The following is a 20817-nucleotide window of genomic DNA, read 5'->3' as shown; positions in this document are numbered from 1 at the left end:
AAGTCAGCGGTTCGCACCGGTGGGGGCCGGACCGTCCGGCTCCGCACGGCGATCAGGTGCAGGTAGGGTTGGGTGTGAGGGTGAAGTTGGCCGTCCTCGTCTGCAGTTTGACGATCTTGACTGAACTGGTCTACGGAGCCCAGCCGTCCTTGGCAGCGATCAGGGTGAGCGGGTTGTTCCGGGGGTCGAGCCAGAGCACGTACTGACCCGAGCTGTCGGTCTTGAGCGTGTAGTTCGCATTCCCGGAGTTGATCTGCACCGTCGCCCCGGCCAGCGGACTGGAGGCCGCGCTGCAGGCGGCACCGGCCACGGTGCCCGTGATCTTGCCCCAGCTCTTCAGCGGGTCCACCGTGAGCGTCACCGTCACCGGCGCCATCCTGTACGGGGTCTTCGCGCCGACGGGGAGGGTGGCCGTGTAGGAGCCCGGCTGGGAGATCGCAGGGACATTGGCGTCGAGCGTCACCACGAGCTTGGCGCTGGCCCCGGGCTGGATAGTCATGTGGGGATTGTCGTCCGAGAGCCAGTTGACTCCCGGCGTGCTGGTGCACTGGCCGTAGCCGGGCAGCACTTCCGCGGCCTGCGACACAGACATGAGTGCCCCTCCCCAATCGTGCCGGCACCGAGCGTCGCGGTAGTCACGGGTCGTCATGACGGGATTTCGCATGGTTTCCGTGGTTTCCGTGCACCTGGCACACCGGCGGCGAAACGGTAGCAGCGGGACGGCGCGCCACGGTGCCCGATTCGGCCAGGTGCCTGTTCCGGACGCAAGGGCCTATACTCACGGCCGTGACGGACACCGGAGAGCGGGGCGCGTGGGACTTGGTCGGTCTGTCCGACCTGGACCAACAGGTCTACCGACGGCTCCTGTTCGACCCCAGAGCCGACACGGAGTCACACGGCGACGCGCTGGGGTGCTCGGCCGCGCAGGTACGCGCCTCGCTCGACCGTCTGGTCTCCTTGGGCCTGGTCCGCCACGACACTGGGACCGGCGACCGTTACCAGGCAGTGGACCCACTCGTCGGCCTCGCCGCATTGGTGCGGGAACGCCGACATGCCCTGGACCGGCTAGAGACGGCGTCGTACGAGCTGTCACGGGTGTTCACCGCCGGACTGATGCGCACCGAACCACGACGGCTGTTCGAGGTGGTCGAGGGACCCACGGCGACCGCGAGGCGCATCCACGACCTGCTCGGCTCGGCGAGGAAGGAGGTCATCGGGATCGACAGCCCGCCGTACGTCGCGCCGAGCAGCGCACACGTCAGCGACGCCGAACTCGGCCTGCTGCGCCGAGGCGTCCGGTTCCGCTCGCTGTACGCCAGCCAAGTCCTCGACGAACCGGCGCTCGTCGCCCGTATCCAGTGGATGGTCGAATCCGGGGAGGAAGCCCGGGTACTGCCGCAGGTACCCATGAAGCTGCTGGTGGTCGACCGGGAGATCGCCGTGGTACGCCTCACCGGCGAGGAGACCGCGCCGGAGACCCTCTCGATCGTGGCGGCGCGTTCAACGCTGACTGACGGCCTGCAGGCGATGTTCGAGCAATTCTGGTCTCACGCCAGCCCGATCCGGTTCGGGTCGGGCCGCCATGGCGCCACGCTGGCGCGCGACGTCGACACGACCGAGCTTCTCGACCTGCTCACCGCGGGGATGAAGGATGAGTCGATCGCACGCCATCTCGATGTGAGCGCACGCACGGTCCGCCGTCGGATCGCTGCGCTGCTCGACGAGCTCCACGCCACCGGCCGGTTCCAGGCTGGTGTCCGCGCGGTCAAGCGCGGCCTGCTCTGATCCACGCGCCCGTGCTGACGCGCGACTCGATGCTCAGGTCGCCAGTTTCCACCAGTGAGCTGCGGAAGCCGGTCGGGAAGACGCAGGACTGACGGGCGTCAGCCGGATGCCGGTGCCCGGGCTGTGGATTCCGCCGTCGGCGAGGGGATGCGGGGCATCCGCCGGGTGACTACTGGTAGTTCGCTAAATCCGGCAGTAGAGATCAAGACCGTGTCCGGTGGTGACCGCGTCGATCAGGGCCACCTTCACCCCGACCTGGCGCGACCCGCCCCCGCCATCCCCGACCAGCGGGAGCGTCGATGAGGGAACTCCTGGACAAGATCGAGACCCGGCGGCAACTCGTCCGGGAGACGGTCGAACGGCTGCGTGAAGAAATCAGGCTCTCCGGTCGGATCCGAGGGTCTGCGGTTATGCGGTTTGACGGCCTGGTAGGTGGGGGCGGTGTCCGCCGAGGCTGAGCCTCGATCCACCGCGTGGTGATCGGCCTGTGGACGGAGAAATATGAAGAGGTGCTTGCTGACCTGCGATGATGTGGGTTCCGCGCTTCCACCACGCACGATCGGCAAGGCACCTCTGAAGTGAAAGTCTCCCACAGGCCCGCGGAGCTGTTCGCCGTGTTCGACGACGCCGACCTGATCGCACATGCCGGGCTGGTCCCCACGATCCGTTTGGCGAGCGGCGCGGGCTGGCCGCTCTGGTGGCCGCGAAGGTGAAGTTGACCGGCGCGAAGAACGGCGCCGGGACGGCGGCCGAGGCGAAGGTCATGAGCATCGACGTACGCGGCACCGAAACCCTGCACACCAGCCCGCCACCGCAGCCAGCCGCCGCCGTACTGCCCACCCTGGCCCCGCAGGCGGTCAGCTTGGTCATCGCTGGTCGGCCGATCAGCGAGTACCGGACCGTGCGCGAGTACCCCGGCCATTCCCACAGCAACGACGTGATCGTCGGCTACGTCGTACGCGAGACCATCCGCGACGGAAACCCCCTTTTCCACGGTGAGCCGGACGAGCACGGCCACCATGCAGGCTGCGGCTACGACGTGTTCGCTGTGGACGGCGCGCACCGCTACGCCGAGACGTTCCCGGCACGGGACGCCTTCCGGCAGCAACCCGGCGGGTACGCGGTCGTCGACACCCTCTACAAGTGCGGCTGCCGCTCCTGACGAATCCCGAAACGACGCCTGTCGGCCCGGTACGGCGTTGCAGCGGTGCCGGGCCGACTGCATGCCCACCGGCCCGGCGCAACCGCGCCCGGCGCGGTTCCGGTTCCTGGCCGGTTCGGTTCCGCCGCCGGGCGCAATGCCGGTTGTTGGCCGGTGGGTTGGCGGGGGTTGCGGGGGTTGATAGCGGGCGGGTCAGGGTCTGCATCAGCCGGGCCGGAGCAGCGGTGATTAGCCCCGCTCCTTCGGCCCGGACCCACCCCCCTTTCTTCTTCCGTTCTGGAGGTAGTTGTTCATGTCCACGTCCATAGCCGCCCCCGCCCCCGCCGCCGCTACTCCCGCCGCCGCGACCGTTGGTGGGCGGGTGTGTCACCCGCAGATCCCGGCCCAGGCCGGTAACGCGCCCGTCCGGCAGGCGCTTGCCGCCGGGGTCCACCCGGCCAGCCGCCTGCCGCTCCTGAACCCCGACACCCCCGACACCCCCACCGGGTGTGGTGGCTGCGCTCTGGCCTACGTCCTGCCGCTGGCCGCCCGGGACGGCCAGACCGCCCCCACGAGCCGCCTGAAGTGCTCGAAGGCGCCCGTCAGCAGGCGTGGCCGCCAGGGTGTCGACCTGCGGCCGGGCACTCCCGCCTGCACCAGCTACACCACTGCCGAGGGCGGTGAGAGCTCCGGCGCCGCCACTGCCTGACCCGTCCCGGGCGCGCGCCTCCTCGATGGCCCGACCCCTGTTCCCGGGGGTTGGGCCATCGGCTTGTTGCGCGGCTTGCTCCCGCACCGGTCACGGTCCGGCCTGGGCTCCAGGCGACCCGCCTGGCCTACCCCAAGACCTCGATTCGAGAAGGACGGATGCCGATGATCCCCGTCGCTTTGCTGCTCCTGGCCCTGTTCCTGCACGCACTGCCCGCAGGCGTGCTCCTCGTGGAAGCCATCGACGATCCGGGCCGCCCAGGCGCCTCACACCCCGTCAGGGCGTTCCTGCTCGGCCTCATGGTGCGGGAGCAGCCACGCCGTCCCGGGTTCGCCCGCGTCTACGCCCTCGCCGCGGTGCTCCTCGCCGTGGCCGCGGTGCTCAGCTTCGCCCAGTACGACCCTCGCTGGGCGAGCATCGGCTACGCGGTCCTTGCTGGTCTCACCCTGCTCGGCGCGATCGCGTGGAGCGTGCCGACCGGCCAGCCCGCCGCCCAGGACCCCGGCAGCCCTGACACCACCGCCTGACCGCCCGCGACGCTCGATAGCCCGATCCCTTCCCGGGGGTTGGGCCATCAGCACGTCCGGACCGGGGCCCGGGCGGGTGGGGGAGTGTCGTACATCGGCCGCGTCGAGTGCCGCGTTCCATCACCCTGCCCGCCGGTGCCCGGCCGGGCGGCCCGATCCCGGCCGGACCGGCCCGCGCCCGCACGGTGCGGGCCATCACGCATACCCGCACGTCATCACGGGCTGGTGGGGTTGCGGCGGTAGCCGGCTGCGGTTCCACGGTCATGACGGTCCGGCAGCACGCCGGGCACTCTCCTCCGCCCAGCAGCAAGGGAGCTTCGGCCATGACCACGCTCGTCCAGGCGCCGTCCGTGACCGCCCGTATCACCCCCGACAGCACGATCCCCGGCGCCCCCACGACCGTCGCGCCGACCGGCCCGGCCGCCTACACCGTGATCGTGCTGGTGAACGTCGCCGAGAACCACTACGACGGCTACCAGGTCGGGCACCACGTCGCGGAGGTCACCGCGACCGAGCACGACACCACGCCGCTGGCGCTGGTGTTCCACGCCGCCCCGTACACGAAGGTCGACGCGGTGGCCGACGCCGCGTGGGTGGTCGGTAACCGGATGGGAGCCGACGACGCCGGGCAGACCTGGCCCCGCGATGTGCGGTCGGTGTCCAAGGGTGACGTCCTGGCCGTCACCGCCCCGGACGGCACCACCGTCCACCTGTGCGTCGGCTCGACCCGTTTCTCCCCGGCGGAGCCGCCGATGCCGCACTGCATGGTGCCGCTCGCCGGAACGGACGCCTCCAGCCGCCGCCGGACCTGACCGAACCGGATCCGCGCCGTCGGGCCCGCCGCACCCCTCACCCGGGCGTGCGGCGGGCCCTTGCGTGTACCCCCGGCCACGGTGGCGCGATGCCCGGCCGCCCCGAATCCCGGCTGGCCATGCCGCTGTTGCGGGCCTTGCTCCAGCCGCCGTCATCGTCCAGACACCGGGCCGCGCAGAGGCAGCCGCCCCGCCCCGGCAAGCAGCCACCGCCCGGCCTCGGCACCCGCCCCCTGGCCCGACACACGATGAGGACGACCCATGCCGACGCTCACCCGTCTCACGTCCCTGACGTCCACCAACCGGCCCCGCCCCGGCGCAGGCATCGGCCACGGCGACATCGTCCAGTTCACCACCCGAGGCGGTCTCCGCTCCGAGGGCATGGTGACGTCGAACGCCTCCACCCGCGACAGGAACAACATCAGCTGGATCACCGTCCGGGACAAGAACGGCCGCGCCCACCCCGCCCAGTTCTCCGAGTGCGTCCGTGTCGACCCGCCGATCCAGCCCGAGGACGACAGCCCCCGCCGCCCGTTCGACGACCGCAACGGCCACTGACCCCCCGAACCCGGCACAGCCCCCGCACCCCGCCTGCCGGGGGGCGGGGGCTGCCGCATTTGCGTCGCTAGCCGGCCGCGCCGCCACCGTCCGTGCACACCCAGCCCCGCCAGCACAGGCACTCGACCCCGAAGGAGCACACCCCCGCATGGCCGAACGACTCGAATGGGCCGACCACACCAGCAGCGCTGAAATCCTCTTCCCCGGCGAGGACATCGACGGTGCCACGGTCGACAACGGCGAGATCGCCGTCGCCTTCTGGACCGGCAGTAACGGCATCGCCCTCAGCGGCCCGCCGCAGGACCTCGCCCGCCGCCTCGAACAAGCCGCCACCGTCGTCCGAGCCGCCGCACGACTCCTTCAGGAACCGCTACGCCATCTCCCCGACGGACTCGACCCCTGGGCCTGGATCCTCCTCGGCACCGACGCCGACTCCTGCGAGGAACACAACAACACCCTCTGCCGCACACCCGGCATCACCGTCGCAGACCCGCGCCGCGTCACCTGCGGCGACTGCATCACCGTGTGGAACGCCCGCTGGTCCGGCGAGTTCGCCTTCCCCGTCACGCTGCGCATCCCCGCCGACCCGGCCGACTCCCGGATCGGGGACCACCTGCCGTACGCGTCCATCACCTGGATCAGCACCACCGACGACGGCAACGGGCAGGACCCGCTGCCGGACCCCGACGAGCCCCGACAGTGACACCAGCGACGCCCCCGCACCCCCGCCTGCCGGGGTGCGGAGGCCGTCGCGTTTGCGCCGGTAACCGGCCGCCCCGGCACCGTCCGTGCACACCCGCCCCGGCCAGCACGGGGCCGACGCCACGAGAAAGGCGCCCACCGGCCATGCACCAGCCCGACCTGCCCATCCAGACTGACGACACCAGCCCAGGCCGCCGTCACGCCGCCGACGCTGACGAGGTCACCCACACCCGGGTCCACGTCCTCGGCCTGGATCCGGTCCCGCCGATCAGCATCAGCCACGACGACGACGGAGCCGCCGTCGTCCACGCCCGCTGCGCCTGCCCCCGCATCGCCGACCTGGCCGCCCAGTTCGAGCACATCAGCCTCGCCGCCGCCGACTGGCTCGACCAGAACACCCGCCCCTGGCGCTTGTGCCCCACCTCCCAGACCCGCGTCACCGCCCCCACCGCCCACGGCCGGATCACCGCTACCCACCGCAGCAGCGACGGCACCGCCCTGATCGAGATCGAACAGCCCGACGGGCAGCGCACCACCGTCCCGCTCCACCAGGTCACCACCCAACCCTGACCACCCAACCCTGACCGCCCAACCCTGACCGCCCCAACCCGCCGCCGCGCCACCGTGCCGGGCACGCCACGCCCGCCCCGGCGCGGTGGGCCCGGGGGTTGCGCCGCTTACCGTGCCGCGTACGACAGTGGCCTCGGCCGGGAACGCCCCGCACGAACCCCCTCTCGTCGCTGGCAGGCGACCGGCCCCGGGCCGGGCCGCGCCGTAGTGCGGACCCCCTCCCTTTCCGCACCGCGCGGCCCGGCCCCCGCCCGTCCCACCACACCGTCACGCACGAGAGGTCACGACATGAGGAACCGGTTCACAGGACTGGAGACCGAACCCGTCGCCCACAACGGCCGCAGCCTCGGATACGTGGAGACCCACGGGCCCAACGCCCACTCGGCTGTGACGTCCAAGGGAGGACGCCTCACGGCGCCCAACGACCGGGGAGCGGGATTCTTCTTCCCGTCCGTGCAAGCGGCCCGCACCGCCCTGATCAAAAAGTTCCAGCGATCCCCGTGGCCCACGATTCCCGCCCAGGCCACACCGCGTCAGACAGCGGGCCGCCCGCGCCGCACCTGAGCCGACCCCCGCGGCCCCGGCACCCGCGCATCGGCGTGGGGCCGGGGCTGTCTCGTGCCATCACCGGCCGCTGCCCCCCGTTACCTTTTCCGTGGCCCCGCAATGGGGCGCCTGGCCCCCGGGCCCGGTATGGCTGTTTGCCCCCTGTCGAGGTGATGACCTGGGGGGTGTTGCCGCCGGGCTTTGGGGCACCGCTTGACCGCTGATGAGGGGCCTGACGACCGCCTGGCCCGGTGCAACGCCGGACCGCTTGTGGGCGGGGATGTCTGCGTAACGTGGTTGCCGGCGTGTGGTGCCGCAGGGACGGCCGGGGGGAGCACGAGTGACGAGGGGCACGCGTACATGGTCGACACCGCCGGGATAGATCTCTTCCTCGGCCTGGACCTGGGCAAGGAGTTCCACCACGCCCACGGTCTGACGTGCGAAGGGAAGACCGTCCACGACAAGAGACTGCCGAACACCGAACCGAGGCTGCTGGAGCTGTTCAGCCGGCTGGTGACGAAGTTCGGCACCGTCCTGGTGATCGTGGACCAGGTCGCCAACATTGGCGCGTTGCCGCTGACGGTGGCCCGCGCGGCAGGCTGCCGGGTCGCCTACCTGCCCGGCTTGTCGATGCGCCGGGCCGCCGATCTGCATCCGGGCGAGGCCAAGACCGACGCCCGTGACGCCTACGTGATCGCTGAGACCGCCCGGAGCATGCCGCACACCCTGCGCGCGGTGGACCGTGACGACGAGGCGCTGGCCGAGCTGACCATGCTCACCGGCTACGACAACGACCTGGCCGGCGAGGTCAACCGCACCACGAACCGGCTGCGCGGCCTGCTCTCCCAGATCCATCCTTCCCTTGAACGCGTCCTCGGCCCCCGCCTGGCCTACCCCTACATCCAGGTTCTCCTTCAACGGCACGGATCCCCGTCCAGGCTGAAGAAGCTGGGCCGTGCCCGCTGCGAGGCCCTGCTCAAGGCCCACGGCTCACGCAAGGCCCACCACCTGACCGCAGAGATCTTCGACGCGCTCGCCGAGCAGACCCTTGTCGTTCCGGGCACCGAGGCCAGCGCCGTGATCGTGCCGGGACTCGCCGCCCAGCTCGCCGCCGCCCACACCCAGCGCCGCCAGGCCGAGCAGGAGATCGCCGCCCTGCTGGAGGCCCTCCCTCTTTTCCACCTCCTGACGTCCCTGCCCGGCCTGGGCGTCAGGACCACAGCCGCCGTGATCGTCGCGATCGGTGACGGCACTTCCTTCCCCACCGCCGGACACCTCGCCTCCTACGCCGGACTCGCCCCGGCCACGAAGTCCTCGGGCACCTCCATCCGCGGCGAGCACGCACCCCACCGCGGCAACCGACTCCTCAAACGCGCCCTGTTCCAGGCCGCGTTCGCCGCGATCGGCTGCAAGTCCGACCCGTCCTCCCGGATCTACTACGACCGTCAACGCGCACGCGGCAAGACCCACACCCAGGCGATCCTCCGCCTGGCCCGCCAGCGCGTGAACGTCATCCACGCGATGATCCGCACCGGCGCCCTCTACGAAGCACGCACCCCGGGCGACGTCGGCCTCGCCGCCTGACGACCCCACCGCCCCGCCCTCCAGGCCCCATCACGCCCGCGCACCGGCATGGCCACTCCGGCTCCGCCGGCCACCGGGCTGCCCATCAGCCACCCGATCCACCGGGAACGTCCCGATCCCGCTTCGCGGGACGTTCCCGAAAACCAGGATCAACCCCTGCGAACCGACCCCACCGGGGTTGACGAAACAGATAGGGGCACCCCCCCCCGCACCGCCGAACCGGCGCCGCACGCTCCGCCCCTGGCCGGCCGGGGCACCCGCGTCCGGCCCGGTGGCCCGGGGGATTGCGCCACTAACCCGCCCTCCCACCACCGTCCCTGCCTGCCGGGCCACGCCCCGCACACCAGTCCACCGCCCGTCCGTTCACGCAGGGAGCCCACCGCGCATGACCACCACCAGCACCATCCCCGCCGCCGACACCGTCCCGGCCGTCGACTTCTTCACCCCGGGGGCCAGCTACCTCCAGTGCCAGGACCTCTTCAAGGCCCCCGAGCAGACCGCCAACTTCCAATGCGTGCACGTCGCCCGCCACCCGCGTCCCGGCGCCGGTCTGTACGCCTTCGGTTTCCGCCGCATCAACCACCCCGACGCCGGGTGGGTGTCCGTCGCCCTGACCGTGGCCGACTTCCCCGACTGGACCGCCACCACCACCACGGCCACCGCCACCGACGACGCCGTCGCACCGGCCGCCGACTTCCTCATCCCGGGGACCGACTACACCAACAGCCAGGACGGCTCCAAGGCGCCTGTGGAGACCGCCGTCTTCCGCTGCGTGCACGTCGCCCGCCACCCGCGTCCCGGCGCCGGTTGGCGCGCCTTCGGTTTCCACCGCCCCAACCGCCCTGACGCCGACTGGAAGCCCTTCGCCGTGACCGAGAGCGACTTCCCCCGCTGGACCGCCCTCCCCGCCACCGCCATGCCCGCCACCACCGCCACGCCCGCCGCCACCGCACCGGCCACCAGCACCGCACCGGCCACCAGCACGGCCGCCGACACCAGCACAGCCGCCGACGCCGCGCTGGCCGTAATCGACCCGGACTGCCCGGCCCCCGGCGAGGAGTACCCGTTCAGCATCTCCGACCTCGCCCACGCCACCGCCCGACTCCTCGGTGACGGCTGGAGCGCCGAGTCCGGCCCCTGGGGCACCTCCGGCACCCTCTCCGGCCCCTACACCACGTCCTTCGAGTGCGCCGTCGACTACGAAGGCGACCTCGTCATCCGGTACAAGAGCTACCCCGACGACGGCTTCCCCGACGAGCCGGACCTCCCCGACGACGTCCGGGACTACAAGGACGGCGTCTACCTGTACCTGGCCTGCGCCACTGACGGCCTGGACTACCTCGCTCAGCTGTCTGCCGCCGCCATCCGCGCCGTCACCGGCCAGCGGGACACCGGCACCGCCACCGCCACCGACACCGGCCGCCACCTACCCCACGGCGAGGCCGAGGAGGCCTGACCCGAAGACCGTCGCGCTCCGGGGGCCCGGCCACCGAGCCGCCCCCGGAGACCACCCCCGAGCCAGCGCGCGGCGCCCCCGGTCCGGCCATCAACCGGCCGGGGGCGCCCGCGGCTTGCACCGCTAGCCGGCCGCCGCGCCACGGTCGCCCCACACCACCCCCGGCAGGCCGACCGGCCACGACGCAAAGGGACTCCCATGCCCAACCCGACCGCCCCCACCGCGACCGCGACCGCGACCGCGACGCCCGGCGTGCACGCCGTCAGCGCCCACGCCACCCACCTCGACGTCCGCGACGCCACCACCGTCCTGGCCGCCGCCGACCTCACCGTCCTCACCCCCGACACCCCCAACATCACGGGCGTCCGGATCCGCCCCGCACACCACCACACCGGCGACGCCCGGATCATCGTCGTGCCCGTCGTGGACGGCCAGGAACAGCTCCCCCCGGCCCACCCAGCCCACAACGACCGCCGCGCCACCTGGACCCACCTCATGGCCGCCACCCGCCTGGCGCTCACCGCCGCCGGATGGGAAGGACGCGGTGAAACACCCACCGGCGGAGAGTTCCTCGCCCACACCCCCGCCGTACGGATGGCCCGCGCCGTCCTCACCGCCGCCGGAATCCCGCTCCTGCCGACCGGCGCCAGCAGCGGCGCCGGCGCACTCGTCCACCCCGTCGACGGCGACCAATACCAAGTCCGCATCGCCGCCTGGGCAGCAGGCCACCGCCACACACCGCTCTACCCCGCTGACGAGTCCCCGGAGGCAGAAGCCTGGCGCACGCTCATGCGCCAGGTCCTCGCCGCGATGGCCGCCGCCAACTGGCACGACACGACCAGAGGCGCCATCTACGACTGCGCCCAGCACGTCGTCCCCGACGACACCACCCTGCTCCCGGAACGCCCCACCCCCGTCCTGGGCTGCGACCCCGAAGAAGACGCCACCGTCCACCAGATCGCGCGCCTCCTGCGCGCCGAAGGCTTCATGCCGCTGGCCGCCTTCGCCCGGCTGGACGGCCCGGCATGGGGATTCGGGGTGAGCAGCACACCCGCCGCCCCCGACCACGTGATGGTCACCTACGACCACCGGGGGCTCGCACCGGTCTCCGCCCGCTTCCAAGGCCACGACGTCCCGAAAGTGCACGCCATGCTCGCCGCCTACGAGGCCACCCTGAACCGCCATGGCATGACGTGCGCCAACACCGACGCCGACGGCACCGTGCTGTGGGTGAACCGGCCCACCCCGCGCTCCGCCCGCGCCCGTATCCACGTGGCCGACACCACCGGCTTCGCCTGGCTACCCGACCTCACCGCCACCTACCAGCACGAGACCCGCCGGACCGACGACCAGCCGTGGGAGCCCCAAGCAACCGTCACCCAAAAGTCCATGCTGTCCGTGCTGGAACACGGGCTGCGCCGGGGATGGCTGACCGCCGACGTCGAGGACCGCACCATCTACGCCACCCTCACCGACCCGTACGACGAGTTCGCCCGGTACTCCCGCTACGTGCCGTCCGACACCCCCTGACCGCCCACCAGCCCCGCACCGGTCCCGCGCCCGCCCCGGCCCGGGACCGGCACGCGGCGTTGCCGAGCTAACCCCCACCCACCCGACCGTGAGCACGTCCACGCAGCCACCAGCTCACAGAGTCGGAGTCCCACCATGAGCCGTCCCAACCCCGAGCCCGAATCCAGCGACCGCTCGTTCACCTTCCTCGCAACCGCCTGCGTCCTGGTCACCATCGAAGCCAGCGACGAGCAGGCAGCCCGCGCCGCCTACGAGAAGATCAACGACGAGACGTTCAGCATCAACGTCACCACCCGCACCGGCCACCAGCTCGACGACGTGTCCCTGGAAGACACCACCCCCGAGCTGTACCGGGTCGACGGGGAGGAACCCGTCGAGCAATGCCCGCGCCCCGGCTGCGGGGGCCACCTCATCAACGGCCGGTGCACCGACGGCGACTGCTACGCCGCCGCCCACGAGCGCACCTTCACCTTCGCGCTCGCCCAGGTCCTCGCCGCCGCCGAACACGCCACCGCCGCCACCACCCACACCGAGTGCGACGAGCAGACCGAGCACCCAGCCCACCTGTGCTGGCTCAAGAACGACGGCACCGCCCTCGCCAGCAACGGCCACGACCCCGACGCCACCCACACCGTCTACGCCGACGGCTGGGGACCGGGCACCCACCCCGCCCTCGGCGACGATGACGACCCCTTCCACGCCATCGACCTGCACACGCCCACCGACGACGCTCCCGCCTTGCTCGACACCCTCCGCACCGCAACCGCCAACGGCCACACCGAATTCCTGCTGCGCATCACCCACGACGGCACCAGCCCCACGGTGTCCACGACCACCCGCTGACCCACCACCCCCGGCGACGGCCCCGCACTCCGGTACGAGCGCGGGGCCGTCGCCGTACCCGAACACCGTGGTTGCGCGACTAACCCGCCCCCGTCCCACGGTGCTCCGGCAACACACGGCCCGGCCCACTCCCGCCGGACCGCACACCCCCTCCCATCGAACGGAGCCACCGTGTCCAAGACCACGGCACTCGACGAGATCACCGAACCCGACGAACTCCGCGCCCTGCGCGCCGACGTCTCCGAGCGTCTCGCCGTCGCCCTCAACGAGCAGCACGGCGACGCCATCGTTCCCGGCCGCCGCGTCCGACTGGTCCGCATCACCCCCGTCTGCATGGTGAACCTCACCGGCATCGTCCAGGCCGACGCAACCGGCAAGAAGAAGACCAACCGCTACGACGTGCTGCTCGACGAGAGCTCCACTGAAGCCCTCCGCCAGGACCCACGCGTCGACAACACCCGCCGGGCCACGCGCCCCGAGCCCGGCGTGCTACGCCAACTGGTCACCTCCGTCCCGACCGAATGCATGATCCTCGCCGACCGCGACAGCTGACCGTCCCCACCTCACGCGGCCCCGCGTCGGACACCCACCGGCGCGGGGCCGCCCGCCACACCGCGACCGCAGACAGGAAGGAAACCCGTGACCGCGACCGGCACCGGGATCGTGCTCCGCTTCCCCGCCGCCGACGTCCTCACCGCCGCCGAAGACGCCGCCACCGCCACCACGTACCGCACGTTCTTCGGCAACCCCCCGTCCGGCCCCTACCTCGTGTTGACCGCCCAGTACGGCATCTACCTGATGAGCAACGCCCTCAAGCCGGAAGGCACCACCGCCGAACGCGCCTTCGCCGAAGGCTGGAACGAGGACACCGACCCCACCGGATACCTCCCCTTCTGCGGCGTCATCGACTTCCTCCCGCTCAACACCCCCACCGAAGACGGCAACACCCTGCTCGAAGCCCTCCGCACCGAGCCCGCCGACAGCAACCACCTCGTGCTCGCCTTCAACCGCGCCTTCACGCGCTACACCGCCTACATCGGATAGCGCCCACCCCCACCGCGGCCCCGGACCCGGACACCCACCGGGTGCGGGGCCGCGTCACGTTGCCGCGTTAACCCCGCCCCACGCCACGCTCCGGCACACCCCGACCGCCACGTGAAAGGAACCCCCATGCCCGAGCCCGCCGACACGGACACGGCCACCGTCGCCGCCACCTACGTGGACATCGCGCAGGCCGCCGACGGCCGCGTCGCCCGCGTCGCCCTCCACGACGGCCCACCCGACCCGGACCCCCTCATCTTGTCGGCCGCCATCCGCACCGTCTGGCAACACACCCCGCAGGACGGGCCCGCAGCCACCGAGGTCTTCAACCTCCTGTGCTCCGACGTCTACCGCGACGACGACCCCTCCCAGTGGGCCCAGGCCGACACCGCCCGTACCGCCTTCCACGCCGAGAACGCCCCCGAGCGCGTCCTCCTGCGCACCGTCGAAGCCCACCTGATCCTGGCGGGCCACACCACCGCCCACACCGCCCCGGCGACCGTCGAAACCCACGGGATCACCCTCACCGACAACGGCGACACCTGGTTCTTCTGCCAGGCCTACGGCGATACCTGGCAGGCCGCCGTCCGCAGCAACGGCCACTCCATCTACGACTGGAGCATCCTCAACGAGGCCATCGCCCCGCCCACGGCCACCGCCCAGGAAGTCGCCGACGCCATCCGCGCCCTCCTCGCCGACGACTGACCCCCGGCCCCCCTTTCTCGCGGCCCCGCACCGGACCTCCGCTTCCGGTGCGGGGCCGCCGCATGCCCGCGATCCCGCCTCCGGCACCCCCGACCCGCACCCGCGTCCCGCCCCCCGGCACACACCCCCCACCACCCGCGCCCCGGCCGCCCCGGCACGCCTACGGTCGCCTTGCCAGCCCGCCGCCACCAGCACCGAAGGGGGGACCGCCCGTGCAGTACGAGACGACGATCAACGAACTGCCGAAGATGCAGGGCCTGTTCACCGCCGTCGACCACATCACGGTCCTGGAGACCGACCCGAACACCGGCCGCAGCGAGGAGGTCTCCCTCCCGCCGCCCCTGATCCGCTGCAAGGAGCGCCGCGACGGCACCACCGAGTGGATCCTCACCCCGCCTGGCATCCCCGAGCGCATCCACGTCGCCGACCAGGCCGCCGTCACCGTCTACATGAAGGACGTCGACACCGGCCGGTTCACCGGACACATCCCCCAACCCCAACCCCAGCCGCAGGCCGTCGCCCCCGCGCCCTGGCCGCAGCAGCCCCACCAGGCCGCCCACCCCGCGCCGCCGGCCACCCCGCAACGCCGCGCCGCGCCCTGGTCCCAGCAGACCCCAGGCTGACTCCGCGCGAACAACGAACGGCCCCGGCCGCCGCCCCCCGTGGTGCGGCAGCCGGGGCCGTTCCCACGCCCGGACAGGCCCTCAGCCAGCCGCCTCCGACCAGCCGGCCGCCACCGGCACCGTCTCCTCCCGCGCCCCCGGCTGCTCGCCCTCGCCGGACCCGTCCTCCGGCTCACGGCCCAGCCGCCGCAACTCCTTGATCCGGTCCACGCCGACCCCCAACCGGTGCGCACACCCGGCCACCGTCTCGCCCTTGTCACCCATCGCCACCACCACCCGCGCCCCCACCAGCCGCGCCTGGCGAATCCGCTCCTGCCCCAGCTCCCGCACCCGGCGGACCTCCGCCTCCACCTCGGCCGCGACCGCGTCCTCGTCCTGCCGCGCCAGCTCGAAGTCTGCGGCCAGCTCGTCGTACTCCGTCTCCCGCCGCAGCCGCTCGGTCTCCGCCGCTTGCGCCGCCTGCCGCTCCTTCGTCACCCGCGACGCGGCCAGCTCCAGCGCCTGTCGGCGCCGCGCCAGCTCACTCCTGCCACGCCCCTTGCTCCCGGCCACAGGCCACCTCCCGGCCACAACGGCCCGCCCGGCGCGGACCACCTTGTTCGGGAAGTCTCGGCCGCCCCGACCGGCCGCGCCTGCGAGCGAGCGTGGACGTCCCGCGCCGTAGCACGGCTGCCTGCGCGCCTGGTCCCGCCCACGGGACGGGCACCTTGGACCCCGAGGGGGGCGAGGGTGTGCTGCTGGCGGGTGGTGGGGGAGTGCGGTTGGTGGTCCGGGTTGCTGGTCGAGGGGTGCGGGTGGTCCCCGGTCCGCCGGCGTGCTGGGCCGCACACCTCTAGCACTTTTGCTTCCGGCTGCGCGGACGACGCGGGATTTCCCGTGGGGCGGGACGCGTCGGCAGATCGTTTCCGAGGGCTTGGGAGGTTCGCGGTCGGGCGCGGTGCGGGCGGTGTGCGGGCGGTTGGACTGGCGGTGTGGGGATGACGGCGAAGCCGATCACGGCGAAGGGCTACCGGTATTACCGGCAGAGCATCGCGGCCGGTGACGGCGCTGGGAACGGCGAGGCGACGGTGTCCTCGAGCGTGCCGGGGGTGCCGCCGGGGGTGTGGCACGGGCGGGCGGCTCGCGCGCTGGGCCTTGCGGGTGTGGTGAGCGAGCAGCAGATGGCTGCCCTGTTCGGGCTCGGCATGCACCCGGACGCGGAGGCGATCGCCGCCGGGGCGCTGGCTCAGGGCGCCTCGCTCACGCAGGCCATGAAGCGGGCGAAGTTGGGGCCCGCGGTGCCGCAGCTGTCGGAGCTGTCCGCGCTGGACAAGGAGATCGAGGCGGTCCTCGAGGGTGCCGCCGAGCGGTTGTGCCGCCCGCTGACGAAGGCGGAGACGCGCACGCTGCGGTTCCGGACGGCGGCGGCGGCGTTCGAGGCGGAGTATCACCGTGCGCCGGCGGATGGCGCCGAGCTCGGCCGGTTTCTGGCCGCGCGGACCGGTCCGCAGCGCCAGGCGCGCACCGGCTATGACCTGACGTTCGCCTCCGAGGAGCTGTCGCTGCTGTTCGCTCTCGGCGGGCCCCGGGTGCGCGGCATCGTGCTGGAGGTCCTGGCCGCGGCGCGGTCGCAGACCATCGGCTGGCTGGAGGAGCATGCGCTCGCGGTGCGCACCGGCCCGGGCGGCGTGGCTCAACTGCGGGCCGAGCCGGGCCTGCTGGCGACGGTCTACCTGCACTACGAGTCCCGTGCCGGGGATCCGATGCTGCATGAGCACGTGGTCATCAGTCCCCGGGTCAAGGGCCCGGACGGGCGCTGGCGCAACTTGGACACGCGGCTGCTGATGCGGGAGATCGTCGCGGCGAGCGAGCTGTTCAACCAGCGCGCTCTGGAGCTGGTGTGCGCCCGTCTGGGCCTGGTGGCCGAGGAAGTCGTGGTCACGCCCGGGCAGCGGCCGGTCATGCGGATCGTGGGTATCGACCGGCGCCTGCGGGCTCAGTTCGCGCAGCGGGCCGGGCAGGTGCGCACCATGGCGCAGAGCCTGTTCGACGACTACCGGCGCCGGCACGGGCGGCAGCCGGACCAGGCCGCGCGGACGCGGCTGCAGGGGCGGGCCACGCTGATGACCCGGCCCGGCAAGCGGACGGCGCGGTCCCTGGATGACCTGCTTCAGGCCTGGCGGCGCCGGGCGATCGCCGCAACCGACGTCGCGACCGTCGACCACCTGCTCGCCTCGGCGCAGGTGGCGGCCGCCCGCCGCGCGCAGGACAGCCCCCCGTCGACGTGGACGGCGCCGCGCAGGACGTCCTGGCCTTGGTCGCGCAGCGGCGTACCACCTTCCGCCGCCGCCACGTCCTGGCACAGGCGCGCCGCTACCTGATGCGCACCCTGGCCGGGGCCACCGCACCCCCGCAGCTCGCCGAGCAGATCACCGACCAGGTCCTCGCGCACGCCGACTGCCTGGACATCACCGTGCCCGAGATCAACCCGGCGCACCCGGAGCTGCAGCGGGCGGACGGCTCGAGCATCTACCGGCCGATCGGCTCCCAGACCTACACCACGCACAGCCTGCTGGCGTCCGAGAACCGGCTGCTGGCCGGTGCCCGTAGGCAGGTGATCGGGCCGGTGGGGCGGGGCACGTTCTACCGGGTCGCCGCCTTGCACCGGGGTCCGCTGGATGCCGGGCAGTGCGCTTTGGCCGCCTCGTTCGCGCTGTCGGACCGGCTGCTGCTGGCCGGGCTCGGGCCGGCGGGTGCGGGCAAGACGACCGCGATGCGGGTGGTGGCGCGGGCCGTGGACGCGGCGGGCGGCCGTCTGGTCCCGCTCGCCCCGTCCTCCCGTGCGGCGAAAGTCCTCGGCGATGACCTTCAGCTGCGCTCGCACACGCTGCACTCCTGGCTGTATCAGCGGGCCCGGGCCGCCGAAGGCAAGGACGTCGGCAAGGACTTCGGGCTGCGTCCGGGCGATGTGGTCCTCATCGACGAGGCGGGCATGGCCGGCACCCTGCTGCTCGATCAGGTCCTGGCCGACGCGGCGGCCGCGAGGGCGGTGGTGCGCCTGCTGGGCGACCCGCACCAGCTCGCCGCGGTGGAGGCCGGGGGAGCGCTGCGGCTGATCGCCCGTGCGGGCGGCGCCACGGAGCTGGACCGGCTGCACCGCTTCCGCACCGACGGCGAGGCCGATGCCTCCCTGGTGTTGCGGGACACCGACGACGTCCGGGCCGCCTTCACCTGGTACCGGGAGCAGGGCCGGATCGTGGCCGGCACCTACGAGGCGATGTGCGATGCGGTGTTCGCGGCGTGGGCCAAGGACACGGCAGCGGGCCGCACCACGCTGATGACGGCCGCCGACACCGCCACCGTCACCGCCCTCAACCGGCGGGCGCAGGCCTGGCACATCGCCGCCGGCGACGTCGACACCCGCCAAGCGGCCGTGTTGCGCGCCGGGCAGCGCGCGCACGTCGGCGACGTCATCGTCACCCGCCTGAACCGGCGCCGGATGACCCTGCGCGGCGGCCGCGATTTCGTCAAGAACGGCGACACCTGGACCGTGAAGAAGGTCCTCGACGACGGCGACATCATCGTGCGCCACACCCGGCACCGGGGCCGGATCAGGCTGGGCGCCGACTACGTCGCCGCCCAGTGCGAGCTCGGCTACGCCTCCACGATCCACCGCGCGCAGGGCATGACGGTGGACACCTCGCACGCCCTGGCCTCGGTCCGCTCCGGCCGCGAAGGCGTGTATGTGCAGCTGACCCGGAGCGCCCGCACCAACCGTCTGTACGTCGCCATCGATGACGGCGACCACCTCGACGACGTCCTCGCCTCCATCGCCGCACGCCGGCAGGCGCAGGTGTCGGCGACCGAGTCGATCGCCGCCCTGTACAAGGAAGTCGGCGCGCCAGGTCAGCTGTCCGCCGAGTGGGCCGACGTCACACTGCGCGCCACCACCGCCCGGCTGACCGGTCTCCTCGAGCACACCCTCGGCCCGGACCGGGCCGCGATGTTCATGGCGGCCGACGCCTACCCGGCGCTGGTCCGCGCCCTGGCCGATGCCGAACGCGCCGGATTCGACCTTCCCCGCATCCTTGAGGCGACCGCCCGCCCGCGGGGATTCGCCGACGCCGACGACCCGGCGGCGGTGCTGACCTGGCGGCTGCGCCAGCGCCTGGCGGACAGCGTCGCGGCCCAGGAGACGGCCCGCGACAGCGACCTGGCCGCCCTGTCCCTGGCCCAGCTCGACAGCCTGCACCGGCTGGCCGCCGCGCACCGGGCCGATGCCATGGACGAACTGAAGGCGGCCGACGCCGCCTTCACCCACCTGCCCGCGCCGGTCACCACCCGGACCGGACGCACCCATCCCGCCTGGCCCGAGCGGGAGATGGGACCGCTGCCCCGTGGCGAACTCGCCGCCCAGATGGCCACCGTCCGCGCCCAGCTCCGCCACGCCCAGGCCACCGGCATCCCCTTGACGTCGGCCGCCCGGGCGACGCTCGAGGCACTGACCCGTGAATCGGTGCTGCGCCGCACCCTGTCCTGGCGCGAGGGCGCGCGGGAGGACTACCAGCGCGAGCACGCCTCCACCAGCCCCCCTCCGCGCACCCGGTCGCTGGCCGACACCCGCCGTGCGATCGGTGAGCGGCGCCTCCTGACCGCCCGGCGGCACACCGATGCCAAGGCCCGCCTCGCCCGCGCCCAGGCCGTCCAGGACAAGATCGCCGCTGAACTGCGGCTGCGTCAGCGCCTGCCCGACACCGTGCCCTACCGGCCCACCCACCGCGGCGAGATCCCCGACTGGGTCGCCGACCGGCACGCCCTGGTGCATCCCGGCACTCCCGGCCACTGGCGGGACCATCTCGCCGAACGGCACCGGATCCTGGCCCGCGCGCTACGCGAACGCGGCCAGGCGCTGGCCGCCGCACCGCCCACCTGGGCCCGCCCGCTCGGCCCGCCGCCGCCCACCAGCGCCCCCCACCGCCGTGCCGTGTGGGCCACCACCTGCGCGCTGGTGGAGCTGTGGCGCACCCGCAACGCCATCACCTCGGTGCCCGGCCTGGGCCCGCGCCCGCTCGATGCCGATGCGGCCGCGGCATGGGACGACCTCGACGCCCGGGTCCTCGCACTGACCGGACGCCGCCGCCCCATCCCGCACCTCCCGCCTGCCGACGCGCCCGCCTCGCAAGTCCTGCACGCCGCCCTCGCCCAGCTGGACGCGCCGCCCCCGTCCGGGGCCCTGCCCGACCATCCAGCGCTGCGCGACCCGCTGGCCGCCGCACCGCTCAGCTACGCCGCCCTCGATGCACGCCTCGCCCGCCAAGCTCTTGCCGCCGTCCTCGGCGGCCAGCGGGCACCGGAGTCCTGGATCGAGGAGATCACCCCGCCCGGCGAGGACGACGAGGACGAGCAGCACACCTGGATGCGGCTCATCACCGCGCTCAGCGACTACCGGCGCCGCCACCACCGCGCCGGACCCGACATCCTCGGGCCGCGCCCCAGGGGCCTTAACGGTGAGGAATGGGACCACCTCACCGATGCGATCGACCTGTACACCCGGGCCCGGATCGAACGCCGCCTGGAGCAGATGCGCGAGCGCACCGCCGCCGCCCGGGCCGCCCTCCTGCCCCCCGGGGCACCCTTGCGTGAACAGGCCGAGACCGACGCCCGACAGCCCGGCCACCGGCCCCCGACCCGATAAGAAGGCACCCC

The 20817-nt window shown here is 72.9% G+C and carries 22 protein-coding genes; 20 read left to right on the top strand and 2 right to left on the bottom strand.

Annotated features, from left to right (window positions below; all coding sequences use genetic code 11):
- Positions 1–130 precede the first annotated feature (130 nt).
- The gene (locus tag ACQEXA_RS03525) at positions 131–592 is read right to left on the bottom strand and encodes a hypothetical protein (protein WP_433128615.1); all 462 of its coding nucleotides are present in this window, start codon (positions 590–592) and stop codon (positions 131–133) included.
- Between the two features lie 194 nt (positions 593–786).
- On the opposite strand from ACQEXA_RS03525, the gene ACQEXA_RS03520 reads away from it, so the two are divergent.
- The 18 genes from ACQEXA_RS03520 (at position 787) to ACQEXA_RS03435 (ending at position 15132) form a co-directional block, all read left to right on the top strand.
- A complete protein-coding gene (locus ACQEXA_RS03520) occupies positions 787–1785 on the top strand; it encodes a helix-turn-helix domain-containing protein (RefSeq protein WP_433128614.1) in 999 nt (332 codons plus the stop codon).
- Positions 1786–2363: 578 nt separating this feature from the next.
- The gene (locus tag ACQEXA_RS03515) at positions 2364–2498 is read left to right on the top strand and encodes a hypothetical protein (protein ID WP_433128612.1); all 135 of its coding nucleotides are present in this window, start codon (positions 2364–2366) and stop codon (positions 2496–2498) included.
- Positions 2495–2947 carry a hypothetical protein gene (locus ACQEXA_RS03510; RefSeq protein ID WP_433128610.1) on the top strand — a complete coding sequence of 151 codons (453 nt, stop codon included), beginning with the start codon at positions 2495–2497 and terminating at the stop codon, positions 2945–2947. The genes ACQEXA_RS03515 and ACQEXA_RS03510 overlap by 4 nt, the downstream gene beginning before the upstream one ends.
- Positions 2948–3239: 292 nt before the next feature.
- Positions 3240–3635: a hypothetical protein gene (locus ACQEXA_RS03505; protein WP_433128608.1), complete on the top strand. Its 396-nt coding sequence runs from the start codon at positions 3240–3242 to the stop codon at positions 3633–3635.
- A gap of 158 nt (positions 3636–3793) precedes the next feature.
- The gene (locus tag ACQEXA_RS03500; RefSeq protein WP_433128606.1) at positions 3794–4162 is read left to right on the top strand and encodes a hypothetical protein; all 369 of its coding nucleotides are present in this window, start codon (positions 3794–3796) and stop codon (positions 4160–4162) included.
- 323 nt (positions 4163–4485) lie between these two features.
- On the top strand, positions 4486–4974 hold the full coding sequence (locus ACQEXA_RS03495; RefSeq protein ID WP_433128604.1) for a hypothetical protein: 489 nt from the start codon (positions 4486–4488) through the stop codon (positions 4972–4974).
- 261 nt (positions 4975–5235) lie between these two features.
- Entirely contained in the window at positions 5236–5532 is a 297-nt protein-coding gene (locus tag ACQEXA_RS03490; protein WP_433128602.1) for a hypothetical protein, read from the top strand.
- A gap of 148 nt (positions 5533–5680) precedes the next feature.
- The gene (locus tag ACQEXA_RS03485) at positions 5681–6235 is read left to right on the top strand and encodes a hypothetical protein (protein WP_433128601.1); all 555 of its coding nucleotides are present in this window, start codon (positions 5681–5683) and stop codon (positions 6233–6235) included.
- 143 nt (positions 6236–6378) lie between these two features.
- Positions 6379–6804 carry a hypothetical protein gene (locus ACQEXA_RS03480; protein WP_433128599.1) on the top strand — a complete coding sequence of 142 codons (426 nt, stop codon included), beginning with the start codon at positions 6379–6381 and terminating at the stop codon, positions 6802–6804.
- Between the two features lie 288 nt (positions 6805–7092).
- Positions 7093–7368, top strand: a complete 276-nt coding sequence (locus ACQEXA_RS03475) for a hypothetical protein (RefSeq protein WP_433128597.1) — start codon at positions 7093–7095, stop codon at positions 7366–7368.
- 342 nt (positions 7369–7710) lie between these two features.
- Positions 7711–8934, top strand: coding sequence for an IS110 family transposase (locus tag ACQEXA_RS03470; protein ID WP_433128595.1), 1224 nt, complete (start codon positions 7711–7713; stop codon positions 8932–8934).
- 385 nt (positions 8935–9319) lie between these two features.
- The gene (locus ACQEXA_RS03465; RefSeq protein ID WP_433128593.1) at positions 9320–10390 is read left to right on the top strand and encodes a hypothetical protein; all 1071 of its coding nucleotides are present in this window, start codon (positions 9320–9322) and stop codon (positions 10388–10390) included.
- 198 nt (positions 10391–10588) lie between these two features.
- A complete protein-coding gene (locus ACQEXA_RS03460; protein WP_433128591.1) occupies positions 10589–11920 on the top strand; it encodes a hypothetical protein in 1332 nt (443 codons plus the stop codon).
- A 135-nt stretch (positions 11921–12055) separates the two neighbouring features.
- Complete coding sequence (locus ACQEXA_RS03455; RefSeq protein WP_433128589.1) at positions 12056–12763, top strand: hypothetical protein; 708 nt, start codon at positions 12056–12058, stop codon at positions 12761–12763.
- Between the two features lie 171 nt (positions 12764–12934).
- Positions 12935–13315 carry a hypothetical protein gene (locus ACQEXA_RS03450; RefSeq protein ID WP_433128587.1) on the top strand — a complete coding sequence of 127 codons (381 nt, stop codon included), beginning with the start codon at positions 12935–12937 and terminating at the stop codon, positions 13313–13315.
- Between the two features lie 87 nt (positions 13316–13402).
- On the top strand, positions 13403–13807 hold the full coding sequence (locus tag ACQEXA_RS03445; protein ID WP_433128585.1) for a hypothetical protein: 405 nt from the start codon (positions 13403–13405) through the stop codon (positions 13805–13807).
- Between the two features lie 126 nt (positions 13808–13933).
- Complete coding sequence (locus ACQEXA_RS03440) at positions 13934–14509, top strand: hypothetical protein (RefSeq protein WP_433128583.1); 576 nt, start codon at positions 13934–13936, stop codon at positions 14507–14509.
- Between the two features lie 212 nt (positions 14510–14721).
- Positions 14722–15132, top strand: coding sequence for a hypothetical protein (locus tag ACQEXA_RS03435; RefSeq protein ID WP_433128581.1), 411 nt, complete (start codon positions 14722–14724; stop codon positions 15130–15132).
- Between the two features lie 81 nt (positions 15133–15213).
- Here the strand turns inward: ACQEXA_RS03435 and ACQEXA_RS03430 are convergent, their stop codons facing one another.
- Entirely contained in the window at positions 15214–15684 is a 471-nt protein-coding gene (locus ACQEXA_RS03430) for a hypothetical protein (RefSeq protein WP_433128579.1), read from the bottom strand.
- A gap of 425 nt (positions 15685–16109) precedes the next feature.
- On the opposite strand from ACQEXA_RS03430, the gene mobF reads away from it, so the two are divergent.
- Both mobF and ACQEXA_RS03420 read left to right on the top strand, forming a co-directional pair.
- Positions 16110–17492 carry a MobF family relaxase gene (gene mobF, locus ACQEXA_RS03425; RefSeq protein WP_433128577.1) on the top strand — a complete coding sequence of 461 codons (1383 nt, stop codon included), beginning with the start codon at positions 16110–16112 and terminating at the stop codon, positions 17490–17492.
- Positions 17396–20806 (top strand): AAA family ATPase, encoded by a 3411-nt coding sequence (locus ACQEXA_RS03420; RefSeq protein WP_433128575.1) that lies wholly within the window; start codon positions 17396–17398, stop codon positions 20804–20806. The genes mobF and ACQEXA_RS03420 overlap by 97 nt, the downstream gene beginning before the upstream one ends.
- The last annotated feature ends 11 nt before the right edge of the window (positions 20807–20817 follow it).

The sequence above is a fragment of the Streptomyces sp. CA-106110 genome, from assembly GCF_050936285.1.
Classification (GTDB): domain Bacteria; phylum Actinomycetota; class Actinomycetes; order Streptomycetales; family Streptomycetaceae; genus Streptomyces.
Note: the sequence above shows the minus strand (reverse complement) of the source record. Positions and strands in the feature narration are given on the sequence as shown.

Bases quoted from the DNA above. Each gene is read 5' to 3' on its own strand.
- ACQEXA_RS03525 (WP_433128615.1), bottom strand. From the start codon at position 592: ATGTCTGTGTCGCAGGCCGCGGAAGTGCTGCCCGGCTACGGCCAGTGC.
- ACQEXA_RS03505 (WP_433128608.1), top strand. From the start codon at position 3,240: ATGTCCACGTCCATAGCCGCCCCCGCCCCCGCCGCCGCTACTCCCGCC.
- ACQEXA_RS03500 (WP_433128606.1), top strand. From the start codon at position 3,794: ATGCCGATGATCCCCGTCGCTTTGCTGCTCCTGGCCCTGTTCCTGCAC.
- ACQEXA_RS03495 (WP_433128604.1), top strand. From the start codon at position 4,486: ATGACCACGCTCGTCCAGGCGCCGTCCGTGACCGCCCGTATCACCCCC.
- ACQEXA_RS03490 (WP_433128602.1), top strand. From the start codon at position 5,236: ATGCCGACGCTCACCCGTCTCACGTCCCTGACGTCCACCAACCGGCCC.
- ACQEXA_RS03485 (WP_433128601.1), top strand. From the start codon at position 5,681: ATGGCCGAACGACTCGAATGGGCCGACCACACCAGCAGCGCTGAAATC.
- ACQEXA_RS03480 (WP_433128599.1), top strand. From the start codon at position 6,379: ATGCACCAGCCCGACCTGCCCATCCAGACTGACGACACCAGCCCAGGC.
- ACQEXA_RS03475 (WP_433128597.1), top strand. From the start codon at position 7,093: ATGAGGAACCGGTTCACAGGACTGGAGACCGAACCCGTCGCCCACAAC.
- ACQEXA_RS03470 (WP_433128595.1), top strand. From the start codon at position 7,711: ATGGTCGACACCGCCGGGATAGATCTCTTCCTCGGCCTGGACCTGGGC.
- ACQEXA_RS03465 (WP_433128593.1), top strand. From the start codon at position 9,320: ATGACCACCACCAGCACCATCCCCGCCGCCGACACCGTCCCGGCCGTC.
- ACQEXA_RS03460 (WP_433128591.1), top strand. From the start codon at position 10,589: ATGCCCAACCCGACCGCCCCCACCGCGACCGCGACCGCGACCGCGACG.
- ACQEXA_RS03455 (WP_433128589.1), top strand. From the start codon at position 12,056: ATGAGCCGTCCCAACCCCGAGCCCGAATCCAGCGACCGCTCGTTCACC.
- ACQEXA_RS03440 (WP_433128583.1), top strand. From the start codon at position 13,934: ATGCCCGAGCCCGCCGACACGGACACGGCCACCGTCGCCGCCACCTAC.
- mobF (WP_433128577.1), top strand. From the start codon at position 16,110: ATGACGGCGAAGCCGATCACGGCGAAGGGCTACCGGTATTACCGGCAG.